Source organism: Pseudorhizobium xiangyangii, from assembly GCF_020531965.1.
Taxonomy (GTDB): domain Bacteria; phylum Pseudomonadota; class Alphaproteobacteria; order Rhizobiales; family Rhizobiaceae; genus Neorhizobium; species Neorhizobium xiangyangii.
Window position 1 is genome coordinate 221,838 of record NZ_JAJAWH010000002.1, and the last position, 18,455, is coordinate 240,292.

The 18,455-nt window shown below is 61.0% G+C and carries 16 protein-coding genes; 7 read left to right on the top strand and 9 right to left on the bottom strand.

Features of this window, described 5'->3' with window-relative positions:
- The first annotated feature begins 65 nt into the window (after window positions 1-65).
- On the top strand, window positions 66-1,937 hold the full coding sequence (locus tag LH464_RS02430; protein ID WP_390624904.1) for an ABC transporter ATP-binding protein: 1,872 nt from the start codon (window positions 66-68) through the stop codon (window positions 1,935-1,937).
- Window positions 1,938-1,958: 21 nt separating this feature from the next.
- Here the strand turns inward: LH464_RS02430 and LH464_RS02435 are convergent, their stop codons facing one another.
- The gene (locus tag LH464_RS02435; protein WP_226784769.1) at window positions 1,959-2,897 is read right to left on the bottom strand and encodes an endonuclease/exonuclease/phosphatase family protein; all 939 of its coding nucleotides are present in this window, start codon (window positions 2,895-2,897) and stop codon (window positions 1,959-1,961) included.
- Window positions 2,898-3,258: 361 nt separating this feature from the next.
- Between LH464_RS02435 and petA the strand changes: the two genes are divergently transcribed.
- The 4 genes from petA to LH464_RS02455 all read left to right on the top strand — a co-directional run bounded on the left by petA (window position 3,259) and on the right by LH464_RS02455 (window position 6,677).
- The gene (petA, locus tag LH464_RS02440) at window positions 3,259-3,837 is read left to right on the top strand and encodes a ubiquinol-cytochrome c reductase iron-sulfur subunit (RefSeq protein WP_226784770.1); all 579 of its coding nucleotides are present in this window, start codon (window positions 3,259-3,261) and stop codon (window positions 3,835-3,837) included.
- A gap of 13 nt (window positions 3,838-3,850) precedes the next feature.
- Window positions 3,851-5,140 carry a cytochrome b gene (locus LH464_RS02445; RefSeq protein ID WP_226784771.1) on the top strand — a complete coding sequence of 430 codons (1,290 nt, stop codon included), beginning with the start codon at window positions 3,851-3,853 and terminating at the stop codon, window positions 5,138-5,140.
- Window positions 5,141-5,167: 27 nt separating this feature from the next.
- Entirely contained in the window at window positions 5,168-6,022 is an 855-nt protein-coding gene (locus LH464_RS02450) for a cytochrome c1 (RefSeq protein WP_226784772.1), read from the top strand.
- A 115-nt stretch (window positions 6,023-6,137) separates the two neighbouring features.
- Window positions 6,138-6,677 (top strand): adenine phosphoribosyltransferase, encoded by a 540-nt coding sequence (locus LH464_RS02455; protein ID WP_226784773.1) that lies wholly within the window; start codon window positions 6,138-6,140, stop codon window positions 6,675-6,677.
- Between the two features lie 18 nt (window positions 6,678-6,695).
- Here the strand turns inward: LH464_RS02455 and LH464_RS02460 are convergent, their stop codons facing one another.
- From LH464_RS02460 to ychF, 3 genes are read right to left on the bottom strand one after another with little or no spacing between them, the layout of a single operon-like run.
- On the bottom strand, window positions 6,696-7,163 hold the full coding sequence (locus tag LH464_RS02460; protein WP_226784774.1) for a MaoC family dehydratase: 468 nt from the start codon (window positions 7,161-7,163) through the stop codon (window positions 6,696-6,698).
- Complete coding sequence (locus LH464_RS02465; protein WP_226784775.1) at window positions 7,160-7,639, bottom strand: MaoC family dehydratase; 480 nt, start codon at window positions 7,637-7,639, stop codon at window positions 7,160-7,162. The genes LH464_RS02460 and LH464_RS02465 overlap by 4 nt, the downstream gene beginning before the upstream one ends.
- A 17-nt stretch (window positions 7,640-7,656) precedes the next feature.
- Complete coding sequence (ychF, locus tag LH464_RS02470) at window positions 7,657-8,760, bottom strand: redox-regulated ATPase YchF (protein WP_226784776.1); 1,104 nt, start codon at window positions 8,758-8,760, stop codon at window positions 7,657-7,659.
- Window positions 8,761-8,917: 157 nt separating this feature from the next.
- On the opposite strand from ychF, the gene clpS reads away from it, so the two are divergent.
- Window positions 8,918-9,232, top strand: coding sequence for an ATP-dependent Clp protease adapter ClpS (gene clpS / locus LH464_RS02475; protein ID WP_226784840.1), 315 nt, complete (start codon window positions 8,918-8,920; stop codon window positions 9,230-9,232).
- Between the two features lie 65 nt (window positions 9,233-9,297).
- Here the strand turns inward: clpS and pth are convergent, their stop codons facing one another.
- From pth to LH464_RS02490, 3 genes are all read right to left on the bottom strand, one after another.
- Entirely contained in the window at window positions 9,298-10,017 is a 720-nt protein-coding gene (pth, locus tag LH464_RS02480; RefSeq protein WP_226784777.1) for an aminoacyl-tRNA hydrolase, read from the bottom strand.
- Window positions 10,018-10,092: 75 nt separating this feature from the next.
- Window positions 10,093-12,465, bottom strand: a complete 2,373-nt coding sequence (locus LH464_RS02485) for a putative bifunctional diguanylate cyclase/phosphodiesterase (protein WP_226784778.1) — start codon at window positions 12,463-12,465, stop codon at window positions 10,093-10,095.
- Between the two features lie 243 nt (window positions 12,466-12,708).
- Window positions 12,709-13,320 (bottom strand): 50S ribosomal protein L25/general stress protein Ctc, encoded by a 612-nt coding sequence (locus LH464_RS02490; RefSeq protein WP_226784779.1) that lies wholly within the window; start codon window positions 13,318-13,320, stop codon window positions 12,709-12,711.
- 261 nt (window positions 13,321-13,581) lie between these two features.
- Here LH464_RS02490 and LH464_RS02495 point away from each other — a divergent pair, with 261 nt between their 5' ends.
- Window positions 13,582-15,645 (top strand): putative bifunctional diguanylate cyclase/phosphodiesterase, encoded by a 2,064-nt coding sequence (locus LH464_RS02495; protein ID WP_226784780.1) that lies wholly within the window; start codon window positions 13,582-13,584, stop codon window positions 15,643-15,645.
- A gap of 16 nt (window positions 15,646-15,661) precedes the next feature.
- Here the strand turns inward: LH464_RS02495 and LH464_RS02500 are convergent, their stop codons facing one another.
- Together LH464_RS02500 and LH464_RS02505 are read right to left on the bottom strand one after the other, a co-directional pair.
- A complete protein-coding gene (locus LH464_RS02500; protein WP_226784781.1) occupies window positions 15,662-15,913 on the bottom strand; it encodes a hypothetical protein in 252 nt (83 codons plus the stop codon).
- Between the two features lie 234 nt (window positions 15,914-16,147).
- A complete protein-coding gene (locus tag LH464_RS02505; protein ID WP_226784782.1) occupies window positions 16,148-18,424 on the bottom strand; it encodes a methyl-accepting chemotaxis protein in 2,277 nt (758 codons plus the stop codon).
- Window positions 18,425-18,455: the final 31 nt, after the last annotated feature.

Here is an 18,455-nt window from a genome sequence, read left to right on the forward strand (position 1 = left end):
GAACCGCACGCACTTGCGCAAAACCGGGCGGGACTGCCCTTTGCCGGGATGCCGATTGGACTTATATGCGAGCCATGATCAAAGCTATCGTCCGCTATTTCGAAAACTGGATCCAGCCATTCGAGAGGCGGGATGACATCAATCCGCCAGCGGGGCTATCGGCGTTCATCTGGTTCTATGTACGGCAGGCGAAGGCACCGTTCGTGGCCATGCTCGTGCTGGGCGGTGCCTCGGCCGGGATCGAGGCCGCGATGTTCTGGTTTGTCGGTCGCGTCGTCGACATCCTTGGGACGATCGATCGCGGTGAGGGATGGTCGGGCCTCATGGCCACGCACGGGAATGAGCTTCTTCTGATGGCGTTGGTCATCGGCGGCGGGCGTTTCCTCATCGCATTGATGACAGCCCTGATCGATCAGCAGATCATCACGCCGGGCTTCTACAACCTGGTGCGCTGGCAGTCCTATGTCCATGTCTCGCGCCAGTCGCTTTCCTTTTTCCAGAACGATTTCTCCGGCCGGATCGTCACGAAGGTCTGGTCCGCCGGGCAGGCCGCCGGCGACGTGCTGACAACGCTGATGGAGAGCTTGTGGTTTGTGCTGATCTATTCGGTCTCGACGGTCGTGCTGGTTGCGCAGCTGGATATCCGGCTTGCTGTCGTCGTGCTCGTCTGGCTGCTCGTCTTCGCCTTGCTCGCCAAGTACTTCGTGCCGCGCATCCGCGAGCATTCCAAGCTCTCGGCCGAAGCGGGCTCGATGATCAGCGGCCGCATGGTCGATGCCTATTCCAACATCCAGACGCTTCGCCTGTTCGGCAGCGACGAAGCGAACGACCACTACATGCGTTCCGGCTTCGAGAGCTTCCAGTCCACCATCATTCGCTTTACGCGGCTCTTGACCGGCGTGCGCGCGGCGATGGCGCTGCTCTCGGGAACGATGATCGTGATGATGGGTGGCCTCAGCATCCACCTCTGGCTCGACGGGCTGGTCAGCTCCGGTGCTGTTGCCTTCACGCTCGCGCTGATGTTGCGGCTGAATTTCCTCCTGGGGCGGCTGATGACCCAGCTCAACGGGCTGATGCGCAATATCGGCACGGTGCAGAATTCGGCGGAACTCATATCCCAGCCGATCGGTCTCGTTGACCAACCCTTCGCCAAGGCGCTGACGGTGCGTGCGCCGGAGATCCGGTTCGAAAACGTCAGCTTCCGCTATGGCAAGGGCCGGGGGGTGATCGACGATCTATCGCTGACCATTCGGCCGGGCGAGAAGCTTGGCATCGTCGGTCGTTCGGGGGCCGGAAAATCGACGCTGGTCAACATCCTCCTGCGCTTCTACGACCTCGAAGGCGGGCGTATTCTTGTCGATGGGCAGGACATTTCCGGGGTGACGCAGGAATCGCTCAGGGCGCAGATCGGCATGGTCACGCAGGACACTTCGCTGCTGCACCGCTCCATCCGCGACAATCTTCTGTTCGGCCGTCCCGACGCGAGCGAGGAACAGTTGAAGCTGGCGGCCCGGCGGGCGGAGGCCGACGGTTTCATAGCCGAGCTTCAGGATCAGCGTGGCCGGCGTGGCTACGACGCGCATGTCGGCGAACGAGGCGTCAAGCTCTCCGGCGGCCAGCGGCAGCGGATTGCGATTGCACGCGTCATGCTCAAGAACGCGCCTATCCTTGTGTTGGATGAGGCGACCTCCGCGCTCGATTCGGAAGTGGAGGCCGCGATCCAGTCAAATCTTGAGCGGCTGATGCAGGGCAAGACGGTTCTCGCCATCGCGCACCGGCTTTCGACCATCGCTGCGCTGGACCGGTTGATAGTGATGGATCAGGGCCGGATCGTCGAGGACGGCAGCCACGCAGAGCTTATCGCCGCTAACGGGATCTATGCGGATCTGTGGGCTCGCCAATCCGGCGGCTTTCTTGCCGCAGACGCGGCGCAGTGATGTTCCTCGCCCGTGGGGGTGTCAGGGCAGGTCGATGGTGACGTCCGCGATCAGGCCGTAGTGATTGGAGCCCAGCGTATCAGGCAGCCGCTGCAGCGACTTTATCCTGACAGGCGGGCGGACATAGACATGGTCGATCGGCACGCCGAACCATCCCGCCCAGTCGGGCCATGTCGCTGGTTCCCAGGGAGCTGTTCTCAGGGCCGTCCAGCGCAGGAACTGGCGCACATTGGGCGCAAGGCTGGATGCGTTGAAATCGCCGGACAGAAGAAGGGGGCCTTTCACCCGCCCCAGGACACGGGCGGCGTTCGTGAGTTCGGTGGTCTGGAAGTTGTCGAAATAGGGCTTGGTGGTGTGGATGGCGGCGACGTGGATCGGCTGCCCCTGGAACGACACCTGTGTGAGCATCATCCGCTCTTCGAAGACATTGCTCAACGTCACAATGGTCGACGAGGAGAGCGGTGTCCTGGAGAGGACCATAAGGTCGCATTCGCTGGTCATCTCGCCGCATCCGATACGGTAAGGGTACACCTCGGACAGGGCTGCGAGCTCCGGCCGTAACGGGGCGGCCTCCATCACGTTCACGACGTCGGCGCCGGACTGGAGGATGGCATCGCGGATGGCCTGCGCGTTCTCGAAGTTGTTCATCAGGATGTTGATCGACATAAGCCTGAATACCGGCGCGTCGGGAGCAGGAGAGGGGCCTACCTGCACCAGTTCGTGGGTCATCCACAGCCCGTGGGCAAGGAACAGCACCGAGACGAACAGAAGTCCCAGCGGCAGGATGTGGCGCCGAAGGAAGAGCGCGAACAGGAGGGCCAGAATGCAAGCCGCGGACAGGTGGAGCTGCAGGCTATGGGCCGTCGAGAAAAACCAGAAACCGCTGACGTAGCGGACGCTTAGAGCCAAAAGCGCAAGCGACACGATGACGCATATGGCCACCGACAGAAAATGTCTCATCCAGCCCGTCCCCAGCGCTACTCAAGGGTGATCCGACTATCACGCCGTCCTGTATGCCGCAATGCAGGTGCCGCATAGCGGCGAAAGGTGCGCCGGATATCGCGGAGCGGAAAGAAGTGTTGCGAGGGATGCCCTTTCCGGACCCGAACGAACGGTCTCTGGAGAGGCCGTCAGAGCCTCTTGGATATGCCGCGACAAACTAGCGCCTGCCCCTTGCCGAGACTGGACATATTTCGCGATCAAGCATAGAACGCGCCCAATTGCCGGGGAATCTGTGTCCCAAATGTGGCCAGTTCGAAATTCTTCCGGTGGAGGGGCAATGCGGGTTTTTCGCGAATTGCGTGAGAAGGATGGTTGAGCCGTGAGCGAGCACGAGACACACAGCGAAACACTGGGCGAGCCCACTCGCCGTGATTTCCTATATCTGACGACCGGCATGGCCGGCGTGGTGGGAGCCGGGGCGGTGGCTTGGCCATTCATCGACCAGATGCGACCGGACGCGTCCACGCTGGCGCTTGCGTCCATCGAGGTCGACGTCTCGGCGCTTGAGCCGGGCATGTCGTTGACAGTCAAGTGGCGCGGCAAGCCGGTGTTCATCCGTAACCGCACCGAGCAGGAAATCGAAGCTGCCGATGCGGTGGCGATCGAAGAACTGAAGGACCCGGTCGCTCGCAACGAGAACGTCGATGCGGCGGCACCTGCCACCGATCTCGCCCGTTCTGCTGGTGAGGGCAAGGAGAACTGGATCGTGATGATCGGCTCCTGTACCCACCTCGGTTGCGTGCCGCTCGGTCAGGCCGGCGATTTTGGCGGATGGTTCTGTCCCTGCCATGGTTCGCACTACGATACTGCGGGCCGCATCCGTAGGGGTCCTGCACCGACGAATCTGCCGGTGCCGACCTTTTCGTTCGTTTCCGACACAGTGATCCAGATCGGGTGAGGGGTTCTAACTAATGAGCGGTCATTCTACATACCAGCCTTCGACCGGCATCGAGAAATGGGTCGATTCGCGGCTTCCCTTGCCGCGTATGATCCACGACAGCTTCGTCTCCTACCCCGTTCCCCGCAATCTGAACTATGCCTACACCTTCGGCGCCATGCTGTCGGTGATGCTGATCGTACAGATCCTGACGGGCATCGTGCTCGCCATGCACTACGCGGCTGAGACGACGGTTGCCTTCAACTCCGTCGAGAAGATCATGCGCGACGTCAACCACGGTTGGCTGCTGCGCTACATGCACGCTAACGGCGCGTCGTTCTTCTTCATCGCGGTCTACCTTCACATTGCTCGCGGCCTCTACTACGGCTCCTACAAGGCGCCCCGCGAAATCCTCTGGATTCTCGGCGTCGTGATCTACCTGCTGATGATGGCCACAGGCTTCATGGGCTACGTTCTGCCCTGGGGTCAGATGTCCTTCTGGGGCGCGACCGTCATCACCGGCTTCTTCTCGGCCTTCCCGGTTGTCGGCGAGTGGATCCAGCAGTTCCTGCTCGGCGGCTTCGCCGTCGATCAGCCGACGCTGAACCGCTTCTTCTCGCTGCACTACCTGCTGCCGTTCATGATCGCCGGCGTCGTAGTTCTGCACGTCTGGGCGCTGCACGTTACCGGCCAGACGAACCCGACCGGCGTCGAAGTGAAGACCAAGACGGATACCGTCGCCTTCACGCCCTACGCGACGCTCAAGGACGCGCTCGGCGTATCGGTCTTCCTGCTCGTCTATGCATGGTTCGTCTTCTACATGCCGAACTATCTCGGCCACCCGGACAACTACATTCCGGCAGATGCGCTGAAGACCCCGGCTCACATCGTTCCTGAATGGTACTACCTGCCGTTCTACGCGATGCTGCGCGCCATCACCTTCAACGTCGGCCCGATCGACTCGAAGCTCGGCGGCGTTCTGGTGATGTTCGGTTCGATCATCGTCCTGTTCTTCCTGCCCTGGCTGGACACATCGAAGGTTCGCTCGGCGGTCTACCGTCCGTGGTACAAGCTGTTCTTCTGGATCTTCGTGGCAAACGCCATCCTGCTCGGCTGGCTTGGCGCCATGCCTGCAGAAGGCATCTACGTCATCCTTTCGCAGCTCGGCACGCTCTACTACTTCGGCTTCTTCCTCGTCATCATGCCGCTTCTCGGCCTGTTCGAAACGCCCCGGCGTCTTCCGAACTCGATCACGGAAGCTGTGCTTGAGAAGAAGAACAAGTCCGACATGGAAAAGCTCAAGCCTGGCCAAGTCAGCGCCTGACAGCCGAGATCGAGAGGGATCAGAAATATGAAAAAGCTTGTCACAAGCATCCTTTCGCTGGCTCTGGTGATGGGTCTCGGCTTCACCGCCGCGCCTACCAAGGCCGCTGAAGAAGGTGGGACGCCGCACTACCCGCTGGAGAAGCCGAGGGAAGTCGACTGGAGCTTCGCAGGACCGTTCGGTCACTACGACAAGGGCCAGCTGCAGCGCGGACTAAAGGTCTACACCGAGGTCTGTGCTGCCTGTCATTCGATGTCGCTGGTCGCCTTCCGTACGCTGGGAGACCTCGGCTACTCCGAAGAGCAGGTGAAGGCGTTCGCCGCCAACTACCAGGTGACGGACGGCCCGAACGAAGACGGCGACATGTTCGAACGTACTGCCGTTCCGTCGGACTACTTCCCGGCACCGTTTGCCAACGCCCAGGCGGCCGCTGCTTCCAACAACGGAGCAGCCCCGCCGGACTTCTCGCTGATCGCCAAGGCGCGCGGCGTGATCCGCGGCTTCCCGCAGTTCGTGTTCGATATTTTCACGCAGTACCAGTCCGGCGGACCGGACTACCTCTACTCGCTTCTGACCGGTTACCAGGAGCCGCCGGAAGGCATGGAAGTGCCTGAGGGTACCTACTACAACCCTTACTTCGCAGGCTCCGCATCTCTTGCCATGGCACCGCCGATCTCCGACGATCAGGTTACCTATGACGATGGTTCGCCGCAGACCGTCGACCAGTACTCCAAGGATGTTGCCGCGTTCCTGATGTGGGCCGCCGAGCCGCACCTCGAGGACCGCAAGCGCACGGGCTTCATGGTCATGGTGTTCCTGGTGATCTTCACCGGTCTCCTGTATCTGACCAAGAAGTCTGTCTACGCCCGGAAGGAACACTGAGGCTTCGCCTCACGACGTTGAAAAAGGCGGCCTTCGGGTCGCCTTTTTTGTTGGGTGCGGGCGGACGAATTGCTAGGATCGCGACAACCTCCTGTTTCAAGACACCGGACAATTCATGACCAAGACCATCGACCTTGCCGCTTCTGTGCGTGCCATCCACGACTATCCGAAGCCTGGGATCATCTTCCGTGACATCACGACCCTGCTGGGCGATGCCGTCGCGTTCCGCCAGTCGGTGGACGATCTGGTCAAGCCCTATGCTGCTCTCGGTGTGGACAAGATCGCCGGTATCGAGGCACGCGGCTTCATTCTCGGCGGTGCGCTGGCGCACCAGCTGTCGGCCGGCTTCGTGCCGATCCGCAAGAAGGGCAAGCTGCCGCACGAGACGGTACGGATCGCCTACAGCCTGGAATACGGCGTGGACGAGATGGAGATGCATGTCGATGCGGTGAAGCCCGGCGAGAAGGTGATCCTGACGGACGACCTGATCGCCACCGGCGGAACTGCGGAAGGTGCGGTGAAACTTCTGCGCCAGCAGGGTGCGGAAATCGTTTCAGCCTGCTTCGTCATCGACCTGCCGGAGCTTGGCGGTCGCAAGAAGCTGGAGGCTCTGGGGGTGGAAGTGCGGACCCTGATGGAGTTCGAGGGTCACTGATTGCGCCAGCGGTGGCGGCTATGCGAATTCCAGGATGGTGCCTTCGTAGCGCATCACGGCCTCGCCATTCTGATTCACGCCGTCGTTGACCGTCGTGTTAATGAAGGTGCCGGGGCGGGACATGAGGGGCCGGCTGCCGGTGACTTCAACGGAATAGGTGATGCTGTCGCCCGCATAGACCGGCTTCAGCCATTGCAGCTTCTTGAAGCCTGCCGAGGGGCCGAGCTTCGGCGGCACGAGGTTCTCGCTTGCGAGCCGCGCCACTTCCGCATCCCAGTAGGCAATGTAGGTCTTCATCCAGCCGGCGCAGGTATGCCAGCCTGAAGCGCATAGTCCGCCGAAGACGTAGCTCCTGGCAGCCTCCGGATCGACGTGGAAGGGCTGCGGATCGTATTTTCGGGCAAAGCGAACGATGTCTTTCGCGGTGAACAGCAGCGTGCCGGTGACGACCTTGCGACCCGGCGGAGAAAGCTCGATCAGCCTCATGCCTGCCTCTCCTGAGCGGGTGCTGGTGATCGGAGGCGGATCATGATGGGGTTCTCGCCCCTCATCACGAGATCGCCTCTGTGGTTCTCCACCTCGTGCAGAAACTTCACCATGCCGATCCCGGGTTTCGACCGGAGAATACGGGACTCTATCACTGTGGAGCGGCCGGACAGCGTATCGCCGGCAAGCACCGGCTTCCTCCACTCCATGAATTCGACGCCTGGCGAGCCCTCGGAAGCGGAGGCGGACAACCAGCCGTCGAACATCATGCGCATAAAGATACTGCTGGTATGCCAACCGGAGGCCGACAGGCCGCCGAGAATGCTTGCCCGACCGGCTTCCTCTGAAAGGTGCATCGGCTGCGGATCGAATTCGGCTGCGAACTCGACGATCTCCTCGGCCGGCACCAGCCGCTGGGGGAGCGGAAAGCTCCGCCCCGGCGTGAAGTCCTCGAAGAAGTAGCTGAGCCCGGCCATGAAACCGCGTCCGATGATCAGGTGTTGAAGCGGAAGTGGATCACGTCGCCGTCCTGAACGACGTATTCCTTGCCTTCGTCGCGACCCTTGCCTGCTTCCTTGGCGCCGACTTCACCCTTGAAGGCGATGTAGTCGTCGAAGGAGATGGTGAAGGCGCGGATGAAGCCGCGTTCGAAGTCGGTGTGGATGACGCCGGCTGCGGCCGGTGCCTTGGTGCCCCGCACGATAGTCCAGGCACGGGTCTCCTTGGGGCCGACCGTGAAGTAGGTGATCAGGTCGAGAAGATGGTAGCCCGCACGGATCAGGCGGTCGAGGCCTGCTTCCTCAAGGCCGAGGGCCGAGAGAAATTCCGTGGCCTCGTCTTCCGGCAGCTGAGCCACTTCGGATTCGATCGCGGCAGAGATGATGACGCATTCGGCGCCCTGTTCCTTGGCCATGGCAGCGACGGCATTGGTGTGCTCGTTGCCGGTAGAGGCATCGGCTTCGGCGACGTTGCAGACATAGAGGACGGGGTGCGAGGTGAGGAGGTTGAGACCCTTGAGGATCTCGATTTCTTCGGGTGCGAGCGTCTTCAGGAGGATGCGCGCCGGCTTGCCTTCGTTGAGAAGCTTGATGGCGGCGTCCATCACCGGCAGCTGGGCGACCGATTCCTTGTCCTTGGAGGCGGCGCGCTTGCGGGTCTGCTCGACGCGGCGTTCCAGGCTTTCGAGGTCGGCGAGCATCAGCTCGGTCTCGATCGTGTCGGCGTCGCCGACCGGATTGATCTTGCCTTCGACATGAGTGATGTCGTCGTCCTCGAAGCAGCGCAGCACGTGCACGACGGCATCGACTTCGCGGATGTTGGCAAGGAACTTGTTGCCCAGCCCTTCACCCTTGGACGCACCGCGCACGAGGCCGGCGATGTCGACGAAGGAGATGCGCGTCGGAATGATTTCCTTGGAGCCGGCGATCGCTGCCAGCTGCTGCATGCGCGGGTCCGGCACCGCCACTTCGCCGGTGTTCGGCTCGATCGTGCAGAAAGGATAGTTGGCCGCCTGTGCGGCAGCCGTCTTTGTCAGAGCGTTGAAGAGCGTGGACTTGCCGACATTCGGCAGGCCAACGATGCCGCATTTGAAACCCATCGGTCGAAATACCCGTTGTTATAAGCGATTGTTGCCTTGGCTATGGGATAAACGGCCAGAGGGGTCAAGGGCAGACCGCATAGGCCGGGTTGATCGCCTATGAGCTGAGTGCGATAATTCGATGCGTTTTCACACCGACGTCATCGCGGAGGCGCTGATGCCGACGAAGGACGATACGATCTTCGAGCCGAAGACGGTGACAAAGCCGAGGCTAGAGCGGCCGAAGCTTTACAAGGTCATCCTCGTCAATGACGACTACACGCCGCGGGAGTTCGTGGTGATGGTGCTGAAATCCGTCTTCCGGATGGGGGAGGAGACGGGCTACCGCGTTATGCTGACCGCTCATCGCATGGGAACGGCTGTCGTCGTCGTCTGCGCCAGGGATATTGCCGAGACGAAAGCCAAGGAGGCAGTCGACCTTGCCAAGGAGGCCGGCTACCCGCTGATGTTCATGACCGAGCCGGAGGAATAGACGCCGACTTTCGTGACCGGTTGTCGCCTTTTGCGGGCGAGCGATGGTCAGGACCAGCCTGCAGATTACTCGCCCTTGCCGCCGAACAACTTTTTGAGCATCTCGGCCATCGGTCCGGTCGTCGGGAGTATCTTCGGCTGCGCGCTGTTGCGGGCCTGGCGGATGTGGGATTGTGCCGAAGGCTTTGCGGCGGGCTTGGCCTTCGGTTCCTCGGGTTTGTCGCCGGTCGCAAGTGCAAGCTTGTTGAGGATCTGCGAATCCTCATTACGGACCAGCATTTCCGCATTGTCGGCAAGGGCATCGATGAGCGGATCGAGCCAGATGCGGTCCACCTTGGCGAAATCGCCGAGGACATGGTTGTGCACCTGTTCCTTGCTGCCCGGATGGCCGATGCCCAGGCGGAGGCGGCGATAGTCCTTGCCGAGATGGGCATCCAGCGATTTTATGCCGTTGTGGCCGCCATGGCCGCCGCCCGTCTTGATGCGCGCCTTGCCGGGCAAGAGATCCAGTTCGTCATAGATGGCGAGCACATTCTGCGGACCGAGCTTGTAGAACCGCATGGCCTCGCCGACGGACTCTCCCGAGAGGTTCATGTAGGTCTGTGGCTTCATCAACAGCACCTTCTCGCCGGCAAGCTCGCCTTCGGAGATTTCCGCCTTGAACTTCTTCGACCACGGCGCAAACCCCGGCCTGCGCTGGATGGCATCAACTGCCATGAAGCCGATGTTGTGTCGATTGCCTGAATATTTCGACCCGGGGTTGCCGAGGCCAGCAATGATCAGCATGTGCAAGTATTCCATTTCACGCGATGTGCTCTCTCCAGCGTGAACGCGCCGGGAAGTCAACCGGTTTCGGTATGCTCAAGTGGCGCCCGATGCCAACCGTGGACCGTTGGCCCTAAGTCCGGCAAGCAGATCGTCGATCTGGCGTGGCTTCGAGAAATGGTAGCCCTGACCGCAATCAATGCCAATGGCCTGCAGTACCGCGCGCTGTCCGGCAGTCTCCACGCCCTCGGCGATGACCTTGCAGTTCATCTTGTGGGAGATTGCCGTGATGCCCTCAACGAGCATGAGGTTTTTCTGGCCGACTTCGCTTTCGTCATCGACCGATTGAACGAAGGACTGGTCGACCTTCACGATATCGACGGGGAAGCGGCTCATGTAGCTGAGCGATGAGTAGCCGGTGCCGAAATCGTCGAGGGCAATCCGGCACCCAAGCCGGTGGATCTCTCCCAGGATGGTACGGATCTCGGGGTTGTCGTGCATCAGTACGGCTTCGGTGATTTCGACTACAAGGCGCTGAGGACGGATGTTGTGCCGATCGAGCAGGCTCACCAGCCTCATCGGCAGCGTGCTCTCGAACTGAAGCGGCGAGAAATTGACCGCCAGGTAGGTCTTGCCCATGTCCGGAAGACGCGAAATCTTCGCCAGATTGGCCATGGCGTCTTCGAGAATGAGATTGCCGATGCCGCTGATGGTTCCGGTGTCCTCGGCGACCTGGATTATGCCGGCCGGTGACAGCAGGCCCTTGCGGGGATGGCGCATGCGCATCAGCGCCTCGAAGCCGACGATATCGGCCGTAACGATGTCCACGATCGGCTGGAAGTGCGCCTCGAACCAGTTTTCGGCAATGCCGGTGTGAATGTCGCTTTCGATCTCGGCTCTCTCGCGGGTCTTGTCCAGGATTGCCGGCGTGTAAACCTGTGCTCCATTCTTGCCATCGCGTTTGCGGGCATACATGGCAAGGTCCGACTTGCGCAGCAGATCGGTGGCGGTCGAGGCGTGGTCCGGATAGAAGGCAAGTCCGACGCTCGCGCTGAGCCTCACATCGGCGCCGGCCACGAAAAACGGAATGTCGAAGATCTCGATGATCCTGTCGCAGAGGTCGTCGGCGGCATCACGTGCATCCTCGCCGGTGAGCAGGAACGCGAACTCGTCGCCGCCGAGGCGCGATGCCGTATCGATGTCACGCAGCAGCGGCATTGCCCGGGCAACGAACCCCCTTAGGACATCGTCACCGGCTGCATGTCCGAAATTGTCGTTGACCGATTTGAACCGGTCGAGATCGACGAAAAGACAGGCGAGGGGCGTACCCGTCTTGTCGGCCTCCCTGATCCTGTCGTCGAGGATCGCTTCGAACCCTTGGCGATTGACCAGACCGGTGAGATGATCCGTTATGGCCTGCTGATGATTGCGCAGTTCTGACTGCTTCAACTCCGTGACGTCGGTCATTACGTTGAGCGAGCCGTTCGCATCGCCGTCGGTACCCAGTTCCCGCTCCACGATCAGTGCGTCCATCAGGCGCTTATCCTTGCAGATGAAGCGCACGGTGACCTCGACGGAGCGACCATCGGCGCGAAGCCGTGTTTTCCGTTCGGCGAAAAGGTGATGGTCCTGGGGAGCGACGAGGTCGGTGAAGCGGCCTCCCACAACTTCGCCGCGGCTGTAGCCTGTCGCAAGCAGCCAGTAATCGCTGACGGCGGAAATCAGGTCGTTCCGGTCGAGGGAAAACAGCATGGCGGGCGTGTGGTTGTAGATCTCGGTGGTGCGTTCATGCGCTCGCTTCACGGCGCGTTCGTCACGCTCCAGCAGGGTCTGCATCTCGTTGAACGAACGTGCGAGACGTCCCATTTCGTCGTTCGACTGCCAGTCCACATGATGGCGTGATCCGAGCCGGCGCGTCGCCTCGATGGCGGCAGTGAGACGCATCAGTGGCTTGATGACCATCATCCGGTTGCCGAAAATGGCGGCCACGAACACCGTGAAGACGGCAACCAGGAAGATCGCGATGAAGGAAATCTCCAGCTCGTCGAGAGCTGCGAACCATCCCGTGGGCCTGAAATAGACGGTGATCTCGCCGACGATCGCGCTGCCTTCTCGCGACATGTGCGTGATGGGTTTTGTCATGACCTCCAGGCCGCGGAAATCCGACGGATTGATGTCCGTTTCCACGACATTCACCTTGCCGAGCTTGTCGTAGATGTGGACGCCGTGGATGGCGGATTCGGCAATGACGGACAGCGCCGTGTGCCGCATCGTGTCGACGTCGAGTTCGGAAACGGGATTGCCGAGAACCTGTGCGTTGGCAGCCAGCACCAGTTCCACCTGACCGCGCAGGCTGTCCGCTGCCTTTTGGGACGACAGGGTCAGGAACAAGGTAAAGAGTGGAGCGACCACGACAAGAAGCGCGGTCGATACAATCGCAATGAATCGGCTTTCAACCGAGTGTTTCATCGTCGGCCTTCTTGTTCCCCTGCCGGACAAATTGCCGGCGCGTCCCGCGCTACCCGTCGCTGGGGAACAGTGTCAGCTGAAGATATTAATCTTCGCTGAAACGCAAAAGTTGTATCCGTGCGGCTGCTTAACGGATTACTACGGAGGAGGCCCGCGAAGCCGATCCTGGGGGCGCGCCAATGAAATCCGAAAACAAAAAAAACCCGCCTGAAAAGGCGGGTTTCGTGTGGAAGAAGCCGGAGCTTATTCGGAAGCTGGCGTTTCTTCTGCCTGCTCTTCTTCGACGCCGCCTGCCGGAGCAACGATCGTGGCAATCGTAAAGTCGCGGTCGGTGATGACCGGCTTCACGCCCTTCGGCAGGGTAACGTGCGAGATGTGGAGGCTGGAGCCGATCTTGTGGCCAGCGAGATCCACGGTGATGAATTCCGGGATGGCGTTTGCCGGGCACTGGAACTCGACCGTGTGACGAACGATGTTCAGAACGCCGCCGATCTTGATGCCGGACTTCTCTTCGTTGATGAAGTGAACCGGAACGTCAACCGTAACTTCCGTGTTCTTGGAAACGCGCAGGAAGTCGACGTGCATCGTGAAGTCGCGGACCGGATCCAGCTGGTAGTCCTTCGGGAGGACCTGGATCTTCTTGCCATCGACTTCGATGGTTGCGATCGTCGTCATGAAGCCGCCAGCGTGGATACGCTTGGTCACTTCGTTGGTCGACAATGCGATAGACAGAGGTTCTTGCTTGTCACCGTAGATGACAGCAGGAATGAAACCGTTGCGCCGAAGTTCACGGGAGGACCCCTTACCGACCCGTTCGCGCGCCTCGGCCTTGAGCTCATAAGTTTTCTGGCTCATGGCATATCCTTTCGAGGTTGTTTGGAGAGTTTGCCGCTGCAAAGCATGCGTGCGGTAAACCGGGAGGCATCTCGCGACGCTCTCCATCCGCATTGCCTCCAAGGGTGTCTGCGCGGACGGGCGGGCTATAATACAACCGCGCCCGAATGGCAAGCTTTGCACTCGGATCGGCCATGACTATCCGGTTAACCATTCCCGACAACCGTTCTAACACGATTGGTATCTAATGAGATTGCGATATTCAAAAGGATCGCCCGCGCGATGCATCGCATCTTTTCCTGCCTCTTTGTCGAACATGACCTTCGGTATGTTGCAGCCGCCGTTCTGGTCTGCGCCATTGGCGCCGCCCTGACGATGAGGCTGTTTTCCAGAGCTTGCGATGCACGTGGCCTGGAGCATGGGATGCGGATCGTCCTTGCAGGCTTCATCGGCGGATCGACGACCTGGACAACCCACTTCGTCGCGATGCTTGGCTATACGAGTGGCGGCAGCGTTGGCTATGAACCGGTATTGACCCTTCTCTCGCTTGCCGTCGCCATTGTCAGCTTCATCGTCGGGCTTGGCATCGCCGCCTATGGCGGCCGTACGCTGCTTCTGGAGGCGGGCGGAGCCGTGCTTGGCCTCGGCATTGCGGCCATGCACTATATCGGCATGAATGCCTACGAGATGCAGGGCACGATCGTCTGGGAGCAAGCCTATGTCGCGGCCTCCTTGATCGCCAGTGCCATGTTCGGCGCGCTTGCTGCCAACCGGGTAGGGCGCCCGACCACGCGCTTCTGCCATTACGGCGCTATCGTCGCCCTGATACTCGCCATTGCATCGGCGCATTTCATCGGCATGGCGGCGATCGACATTGTCTTCGATGCCAATTTTGCCGTGCCGCAAACGGCCGTTTCGCCCGTGATACTAGGGCTTGGCGTGATGAGCGTGATGCTCGTGCTGCTGGCATTGGGGGCCGTCACCTATCTCATCGACGCCAGCACGACGCGCGATGCCGTCGAGCGCTACCGCCACCTATCTCTTCACGACCCGCTCACCGGTCTACCGAACAGGTTGGCGCTCACCGAGCGGTTGAGCAGCGTGACAATGCGCGCGGCCGGGAAGCGTGCGCGGATCGCCGTGCTGTCGTTCGACCTCGACCGCTTCAAGGAGATCAACGACGTCCACGGACATGCTGCCGGCGACGCGATGCTTCGCGCGGTCGGTGAGCGGCTTGCCGGCATCGTCGGGGAAGGTGAGTTCGTGGCACGCGTCGGCGGCGACGAGTTCCTTGCATTGACCTGCCGTTATAACAAGCGCTCCGACGCTAACCAGCTGGCCGCGCGTCTGATTGCTGAAATCTCCAAGCCGATCGACTGGAACGGAAACAGTCTCAGCGTCGGAACCAGTGTGGGTGTTGCGGTTCTTTTGGATGATATGTCACCAGATGATCTCCTCGCCCAGGCCGATGTCGCCATGTATCGCTCCAAGAGTACCGGCTCTCACTCGGTCTGCTTCTACGATTCGTCCATGGACCGCGCCGTGCGGGAGCGGAACGTGCTCGCAATGGATATGCGGGAAGGGCTGCGCAAAGGCCAGTTCCAGCTCTATTTCCAGCGCCAGAACAATACATTCACGGGTGAGGTCATCGGCTTTGAAGCGTTATGCCGTTGGAACCACCCCGTTCGCGGTCTCGTGCCGCCGTCAGAATTCATCCCGGTCGCCGAACGAAGCGGCTTCATCATCGATCTCGGAGAGTGGGTGATCCGGGAGGCGTGTCGCGATGCCGCAGGCTGGCGGAACCCGCTAACAATTGCGGTCAACGTGGCCACGCAGCAGCTGGGCGATCTCAGATTTCCGATATTGGTTCAGGAGATACTGAAGGAGACCGGGCTGGACCCGGCGAGGCTGGAACTGGAGATCACCGAGACAGGCATCATCGCGGACCACCAGCGTGCGCTTCAGGCGATCCGCCATCTCAAGAGCCTTGGCGTCAAGATTGCCATGGACGACTACGGAACTGGTTACTCGTCGTTGTCGATGCTGCTGACCTTCCCGTTCGACAAGATCAAGATCGACCGCCAGTTCGTCGATGGGGTGGCCACCAGCGTGCAGTCGGCCGCCATCGTCCGGTCAACACTCATTCTTGCATCGAGCCTTAACATTCCGGTGCTGGCAGAGGGTGTGGAAACGGACGAGCACATCAACTTCCTCCGCGACGAGGGGTGCGTCCAGGTTCAAGGCTACCTGTTCGGCAAGCCGGGTCCGCGAGAAGGAATAGAGGCGATCGTCAACCAGGCGCCTCCTGAGGCCAGCAACCACGCACCGGTCGACAAGGTGGCGTGAGCGACCGAGTGATCGCTTATCGAGGTTCGCCGCCCGGCGGATATGCGGTTTTCTGCTCGAAGCGGAACTTGTGGCCGCACTGGCAGTGGACCATGTACTTGCGGGGATCAGTCGAGGGGAATTCCGGTGCAAAGCCAGCCGGCATCTCGTCGATGGTGAAATCCCGGTTCCCTGCGCGGCGCTCGTCGCTTTCGGAGACTTCCGCAAAACCCGCATGCCCGCACTGAGAGCACTCAAGCTTTCTCGAATAGCGATCGCGTGCGGCCATGGAGAACTCCGTTCTGTCATTGATTTGTCCCCGCACCACTAGAGCGTTTCCCGGCCGAATGGAACCGTTTCGCCGAAGGGATTTTCACGAGAACGGGGGGCTTTCAGGGGGATGACATTCCGATGCGCCCGAGATGAAGCCGAAGATGATCAGTGGGTGGAGCGAACAGTACAAACGAAAACGCCGGCTCCAGTAGAGCCGGCGTTCTTGTCGCTGATATCGATCGCGTGGCGGTTAGGCGGCGCGCCTGTCGTGGTCGGTGGCACCCGCATCGCTGCTCACCGAGAAGTGGCTGATCTGCTCGTTGAGCACTTCCGCCTCGTTGGCGAGAGAATGAGCCGACGCGGAGGTTTCCTCCACCATCGCGGCATTCTGCTGGGTCACCTGATCCAGCCCGCTGACTGCCGAGTTGATCTCGCTGAGGCGTGCGGACTGTTCGCGGGACGATCCGACGATCGCACCGATATGCTCGTTGATCGACTGGATGTTGCCCTGGATGAGTTCAAGGCTCTGGCCGGTCTTGAGCACCAGCGTGACACCGTTCTCGACGTCCGATGCGGATGCGGTGATGAGGGCGCCGATGTCGCGGGCTGCTGTGGCGGACTTCTGCGCCAGCTCGCGGACTTCCTGCGCCACGACCGCAAAGCCCTTGCCGGCGTCGCCTGCGCGGGCGGCCTCGACGCCTGCATTGAGTGCAAGCAGGTTGGTCTGGAAGGCGATCTGGTCGATGACGTCGATGATCTGACGGATCTTCGACGACGAGCTTTCGATGCGCTCCATGGCCTGGATTGCGTTGCGCACCACGTCGGTGGACGTGTGGGCGCCCTTCAGCGTGTCGGCGGCAACATCGACTGCGGTCTCGCAGCGGTTGAGAGCACCGTTGACAGCATCGGTCATGTCCGCGAGTGCGGCTGCGGCCTCTTCCAGTGCGGCTGCCTGCCGCTCGGTGCGGCGAGACAGGTCGTCCGAGGCCATCTTCAGTTCACCCGAGCCTGCGCGGATGGTCGTGACGCTGTGGCCGATTGAGCCGACCGTCGCGTCCAGACCCGACAGCGAGTTGTTGAAGTCGTGTCGCAGGTGGTCGAGGGACGGTGCGAACGCCTTGTTGATGCGCTGGTCGAGCTTGCCGCGCGACAGGGCAGCAAGGCCGGTTGCCAGAGCCGAAACGGCTTCCTCGATCTCGCGAGCGCTGGCGGCCTTTTCGGCCTCGCGCTGCTGGCGCTCTTCGTCGATTTCTTCGTTCTTGCGGTGGGCGTCGTCTTCCATGCGTTCCTTGTCCAGAGCGCCTTGGCGGAAGGATTCCAGTGCTCGCGCCATCGTGCCGATTTCGTCGCCGCGCTTGACCTGGTCGACGATGATGCTCTTGTCGCCGTCGTTGAGGCGGTTCATGAGCGTGGCCAAGTCGGTCAGCGGACGGGTCAGCCGCGCAGCGATGTAGGTGCCGACGACACCCATGCCTGCGAGGACCGCGAGGGTCGCAAGGATTGCCCAGGATGCGAGATCGCGAGCGGAAGCCAGTACCTGGGCTTCATTCTGTCCCATGGCGAGAAGGTGGTTCTCGCCAAACAGGCTGATCGGCTCATAGGCAAAGAAGAGCGGGTTGCCGCCGACGGTGGCGAATGCGGAGCCCGCAGTCTGCTTGGAGGCTGCCTCTGTAAGCTCTGTCGGTACTTCGTGAGCCTGGCCATCAACGAAGGAGCCGCTGCGGAAGGCGCCCTTGCCGTCGAGAAGCAGGGCCTCATCGATGGACTTGCCATACTGATCCGGCGTGACGGCGGTCGTCAGCTGTTCCGCGGAGATACGGAAGATGACGCTTCCCTTGATGACCGTCTGGCCCCAGGAGGAGACGGCCAGCTGCTTGCCGATGAACGCGGACGGCTTTCCGCCGTCCATGTCATAGGGCGCGAAGCTGGATGTATGGATTTCCTCGCCCGAACCGGCGTTGATGCGGGTCAGCATGTCGTTGAGTGCCGGAACGGCGGCACCCTGTTCCAGAAGCTCGCCGCCCTTGGTGACGGAGTAGACGATCTGGCCCTTCAGGTCCGTGATGTAGATGTCGCTGACGCCGGCGTTCTTCCAGGCGCTCGCGATCGTTCCATGAATGGCGCTGTGGTGGATCGCGTAAAGCAGCTTCAGCCCGGTGCCGCTGATTTCGGCGCGTTCTGCGGGCTTCAGGTCAGTCCTCTGGTAGGCTGCCTTGATATCGTTCAGTTCGCTGGGGATGACGTTGGTCATCGTCTCGACCGCCTGGGCGATCGCCGTGTTCTGTGCGAGTTCCGAAAGCGTCTGCGTAATCCGGGCCTGATAGTTATCCAGACCCTTGGACTGGTTTCCGGCAACGGCTTCCAGCCTGAGCTTGCTGGCTTCGATCAGGCCGCTTTTACCGATCTGATAGCTGAGCAGGCCGACCGAAAGACACGAAACGAAGGTCGCTCCGATGACGAGACCGGCAAACTTCGCCTTGATCGACCAGGACCCCCCGGCGCCGGCAGGCTTTGATGACTGCAACATGGAACAATTTCCCCCACACACATAAACGAAT